This window comes from Pseudonocardia sp. SID8383, from assembly GCF_009864975.1.
GTDB classification, from domain to species: Bacteria; Actinomycetota; Actinomycetes; order Mycobacteriales; family Pseudonocardiaceae; genus Pseudonocardia; species Pseudonocardia alni.
The window spans coordinates 1-1,786 of sequence record NZ_WWFY01001005.1 but is presented as its reverse complement, the minus strand read 5'-3'; the positions used below and the strand labels follow the sequence as shown (position 1 = coordinate 1,786).

General features: G+C 74.1%; 3 protein-coding genes. 2 read left to right on the top strand and 1 reads right to left on the bottom strand.

Going from position 1 to position 1,786, the window contains the following annotated elements; genetic code table 11:
- On the top strand, positions 1-231 hold a 231-nt coding region (locus GTW08_RS24225), incomplete at its 5' end, for a GNAT family N-acetyltransferase (protein WP_161152582.1).
- The gene (locus tag GTW08_RS33075) at positions 228-1,013 is read left to right on the top strand and encodes an HAD family hydrolase (RefSeq protein ID WP_073575405.1); all 786 of its coding nucleotides are present in this window, start codon (positions 228-230) and stop codon (positions 1,011-1,013) included. The genes GTW08_RS24225 and GTW08_RS33075, both read left to right, overlap by 4 nt.
- Here the strand turns inward: GTW08_RS33075 and GTW08_RS24215 are convergent.
- Positions 1,010-1,786: IS481 family transposase (locus GTW08_RS24215; RefSeq protein ID WP_161152581.1), on the bottom strand; the 777-nt coding region annotated here is incomplete at its 5' end. The genes GTW08_RS33075 and GTW08_RS24215 overlap by 4 nt on opposite strands.

Here is a 1,786-nt window from a genome sequence, read left to right as displayed (position 1 = left end):
GTCGAGCTCGGTTACGGCGTGGTGCCGTCGCGCCGCGGCCGCGGCTACGCCGTCGAGGCCGCCCGCCTGCTGCTCGCGCTGGCCCGCACGGCCGGGGCCTCGCCGCTGGTCGCGGGTGTCGAGCCCGGCAACCCCGCCTCGGAGCGGGTGCTGGAGCGGATCGGGATGCGCCCCACCGGGACACGCGACGGCGTCACACGGTTCCGGCTCGACGTAGGGTCGACCCCGTGATCAGGCTCGTCGCGCTCGACATCGACGGCACCATCGTCCACGGGCGCAGGCCCCCGAGCCCCGCGGTCCTCGACGCGATCGCGCTCGCCGGGACCCGGGCCGAGGTGATGCTGTGCACCGGCCGGACCGTCGTCGGCGTGGCCGGCGCGCTGGACGCGATCGGGCTGCGCGACGGCGTCACCCTGACCTCGAACGGCGCGGTCGAGATGGAGACCGCGACCCGCCGGGTCCTGGCGATGGAGCGGCTCGCCCCCGAGGCCGTGACCGCGGGCCTCGACGCGATGAGCGAGCTGTTCCCGGGGGCGGTGTTCGCCTGCGAGCACGTCGGCGTCGGGCAGCGGGTCAGCGCCCCGTTCCCGGACGGCGTGCTCGCCGGCACCGTCACCGAGGTCGGCCGCGCCGGATTGCTCGACGAGCCGACGCCCAAGCTCGTCATGTACTGGCCGGGGCACGACCCGGACGAGACCGCCGCCCGGGCGGCCCGGCTGCACGTCCCCGGCACCGAGCCGACCCTGGACCACGAGCTGCCGTGGGTCACGCTGGTGCCGGCCGGGGTGTCCAAGGCGTCCGGGCTCGCGCGGGTCGCGGCCCGGCTCGGCGTCGACCGCTCCGAGGTACTCGCCGTCGGCGACGGCGACAACGACCGCGCGATGCTGCGCTGGGCGGGCCGCGGGATCGCGATGGGGCAGGCCCCGCCGCAGGTGCACGCCGACGCCGACGAGTCCACCGGCACCGTCGCGGAGGACGGCCTGGCCCGCGCCCTGGAGCGCGCGTTCGGCTAGTTGTACTGCCCGGACAGGTTGGTCAACCTGCTGATCGGTGGGAGACCACCGATGGCGGTGTGGGGCCTGTGGTGGTTGTACTCGTGCAGCCACCCGGGTAGCGCCTTTCGGCGTTGCGACTCGCCGGTGTAGAGCCGGGCGAAGGCCCAGCCGTCGGCGAGAGTGCGGTGGAACCGTTCGATCTTTCCGTTGGTCTGTGGGCGGTAGGGACGGGTGCGTTTCGGGGTGATCCGCAGCGCGTGGCAGGTGTCGCGCCAGGCGTGGGAGCGGTAGGCCGAGCCGTTGTCGGACAGGACTCGGCGGGTGGTGACCCCGCGGGCGGAGAACCAGGCCACCGCGCGGCGCAGCACAGCGATCGCGGTGGCGGCGGTCTCGTCGTCGTGGATCTCGGCGTAGGCCAGGCGGGAGTGGTCGTCGAGCACGGTGTGCACGAACGCCGTGCCCATCTTCGCCTGGTGGTGGGCGTTGCGAAGTTTCCCAGGGGTCGCGGCCCGGTTGCGGTCTCCCTGGGCGCGCCCGACATAGCGCCAGCCGCCGCCGTCGGGGATGTTGCCCAGCTTCTTCACATCCACGTGCAGCAGATCCCCGGGGGCGGGGTGTTCGTAGCGACGCACCGGTTCTCCGGTGGCGCGGTCGACATGGGCGAGGCGGTTGATCCGACACCGCACCAGCACCCGGTGCACGGTCGAGGCAGCGACACCGACCCGGTCGGCGATCTGGACCGGGCCCAGGCGCTTCTTCCAGCGCAGGTGCACGATCCGGCGCACCACCGG